This is a genomic window from Leisingera sp. F5 (genome assembly GCF_001593695.1).
On record NZ_LUKH01000452.1, the window covers coordinates 1 to 2,417 of the forward strand.

Annotated in this window: 2 protein-coding genes and 1 pseudogene; 2 read left to right on the top strand and 1 reads right to left on the bottom strand. The window is 63.1% G+C overall.

What is annotated here, in order from left to right; all coding sequences use genetic code 11:
* A partial coding sequence (locus A2I95_RS31750) for an OB-fold-containig protein (protein WP_291736235.1) occupies window positions 1-177 on the top strand: 177 nt, incomplete at its 5' end.
* A gap of 59 nt (window positions 178-236) precedes the next feature.
* Window positions 237-1,943 (top strand): flotillin domain-containing protein, encoded by a 1,707-nt coding sequence (locus A2I95_RS31755; RefSeq protein WP_291736234.1) that lies wholly within the window; start codon window positions 237-239, stop codon window positions 1,941-1,943.
* 140 nt (window positions 1,944-2,083) lie between these two features.
* On the opposite strand, the pseudogene A2I95_RS31760 reads toward A2I95_RS31755, so the two are convergent.
* A pseudogene (locus A2I95_RS31760) lies at window positions 2,084-2,417 on the bottom strand (hypothetical protein); the annotation flags it as partial.

A 2,417-nucleotide genomic window follows, 5' to 3' on the forward strand; every position in this document is an offset into this window, starting at 1 on the left:
GGCACCGCCGCGCAGGGCCGCCCTGCCGAGGTGCGGGTCACTGATGGCTATGGCAATGCCCATTACCTGCGCGCCGAACCTTTTGCTGCGGGCGAGGAGCTGTACCAGGGCACCGAAGTGCTGGTGATGCGCGACCGCCGCAAGGACCGGTTTGTGCTGATCCCTCTCTCGGACTGACTTGTCCGAACAACCGAAACCAAAACTTACAAATCCAATTATCCAAGGGAGTATTCCGCATGGAATTTCAATTCCTGCTCATCGTCGTGGCGAGCATTCTTATCTTTCTTCTCATCTTCGGCCTGGTTCTGGGCCGTCTCTACCGCCGGGCCACCCGTGAAATCAGCCTGGTGAAAACCGGTGCTGGCGGCAAAAAGGTCATCATGGACGGGGGCACTATTGTTGTGCCGCTGCTGCATGAGGTCAGCCCCGTCAACATGAAAACCCTGCGCCTGGAAGTGAAGCGGGACGGCGACGCCGCGCTGATCACCCAGGACCGGATGCGTGTCGACGTGGGTGTGGAATTCTATGTCTCTGTCATGCCAACAGAAGAGGGCATCGCCCGCGCCGCCCAGACACTGGGCGACCGCACCTTCGACATCAGCCAACTGCGCGAGATGATCGAGGGCAAGCTGATCGACGCCCTGCGCGCCGTGGCCGCCCAGATGACGATGGACAGCCTGCATGAAAACCGCGCCGATTTTGTGCAAGAGGTGCAGAACACCGTTTCCGAGGACCTGACCAAGAACGGCCTGTCGCTGGAATCGGTTTCGCTGACCGCGCTGGACCAGACGCCCTTCGAGGCGCTGGACGAAAACAACGCTTTCAACGCCGTGGGTATGCGCCGCCTGGCCGAGGTGATTTCGACCTCGCGCAAGGAACGCGCCAACATCGAGGCCGAGGCCGACGTTGCCGTGCGCCGGTCCCAAATGGAGGCCGAGCGCCACAAGATCGCAATCGAACAGGACGAGGAACAGGCCCGCATCGAACAGGTGCAGCGGATCCAGACCATGCGCATGGCGCAAGAGGCCGAAATCGCCGCCCGTACCGAGGATTCGAAGCGGGAAACCGAGCGCTCACGGATTGCCCGCGAGGAATCGGTGCGCGGGGCCGAGATCGAACGCGAACGCAAGATCCGCGAAGCCGAGATTGCCAAGGAACGCGAGCTCGAAGTGGCCGAGCAGGAACGCCAGATCATCATCGCCCAGAAGTCCGAGGAAGAAAGCCGCGCCCGCGCCAGCGCCGACCTTGCCCGCGCCGAGGCAACCAAGGCGATGGAGGCGGTGACCACCGCCAAGGAAGTGGCCGAGGCCGAGCGTATCAAGCAGATCGCCCTGATCGAGGCCGCGCGTGAGGCGGAACGCGAAGCCACCGCCATCCGCCTTGCCGCCCAGGCGGAAAAGGATGCCGCCGCCGACCGCGCCGAGGCCCGCCGCGAAGAGGCCCAGGCCGAGGCCGACGCGATCACCACCACCGCCGAAGCCCGTAAGCTGGACATGCTGGCCCAGGCCGAGGGGACGCGCGCCCTGAACGACGCGGAAAACGCCCTGTCGGATGCGCTGGTCTCCATGCGTGTCGACCTTGCCCGCATCGAAGCCCTGCCCCGCATTTTGGCCGAGGCGGTCAAGCCCGCCGAAAAGATCGACTCGATCCGTATCCACCAGGTTTCCGGCCTGAACGGTGCCGGGGGCAATGGCGGCACCGGGTCATCCGAGGGCAAGGCCCCGGTGAATCAGGCACTCGACTCGATCATGGGCATGGCGGTGCAGATGCCCGCGCTGAAAAAGCTGGGCGAGGAGCTGGGCCTGTCGATGGAAAACGGTGTCAGCGGTGTTGCCAGCCAGGCGCTGGGCGTTGAGCCGGAGGCGGTTGAAGGTTCTAATGTGCCGCTGCTGAATGGCGCTGCGGCAGGTCCGGCGGCAGAAGGCAGCGCGGCTGAGAGCTGATTAGCCAGCTTCCTGGAACATCAAAAGGGGCCGGAGTTTTCCGGCCCCTTTTTCTTAAGCGTAAACAGATCCTTAAAGGGTCAATGCTGCTGCCGGAATGTTTCGCGCGCGAAACAATCAGGCAGAGATGCTGACCTGTTTCACTGCCTCCCGCGCGAGCGTTTCAGCAGGCGGCCGATAGTGAAGGAGGTGCGCGGCGCATAGACATAATTGGTGCGTTCTTCGGGGGTCGGGCGCACTTTCATCCGGCTGAGTCCGAAGGCGATCAGCAGCACATGGCCGCAGGCCACATAGGCAAACAGGGCAGGGGGTCCGTAAAAGCTGATCAACGCTGAGGAGACATAGGGGCTGGCGATGGCGCCCAAAGCAAAGAAGAACATCAGCGCTGCGGCCAGCTCCACCCGCTCTTCCGATGTCGCAAAGTCGTTGGCGTGCGCGGCGGAGACCGAAAAGATCGGGAAGGTAGTGAACCCG

What these genes read in the sequence shown, in the direction of transcription:
- A2I95_RS31755 (WP_291736234.1), top strand. Translation starts at nt 237, where the DNA reads ATGGAATTTCAATTCCTGCTCATCGTCGTGGCGAGCATTCTTATCTTT.